This is a genomic window from Pseudomonas sp. Kh14 (assembly GCF_900291005.1).
GTDB classification, from domain to species: Bacteria; Pseudomonadota; Gammaproteobacteria; order Pseudomonadales; family Pseudomonadaceae; genus Aquipseudomonas; species Aquipseudomonas alloputida.
The window spans coordinates 1-235 of record NZ_OLKJ01000313.1; the positions used below are offsets into that span (position 1 = coordinate 1).

Annotated in this window: 1 protein-coding gene; it reads right to left on the reverse strand. The window is 32.8% G+C overall.

What is annotated here, in order from left to right:
• Positions 1–235 (reverse strand): hypothetical protein (locus FQ668_RS28915; protein ID WP_218570936.1); only part of this gene is annotated, 235 nt, incomplete at both ends.

Sequence of the window (235 nt, forward strand, 5' to 3'; positions counted from 1 at the left end):
CTCTTCTTCTATGAGCTTTACTCCTTCCGTATTCTTGATAATTTTAACATATTTTCTGGACATCCACGGATGCAAAGTAACATAAATATTATATTTCTCAGTTAGTAATCCCAACTTATCTGCCCAGAGATGAATAGCACTCATTCCACTTTTATCATAGGTAGCAGTAAAAACTATAATAGGTTTATTATGTAACGACTTAACTGATTTATTTATATAGGGATCCAGCTTAGGG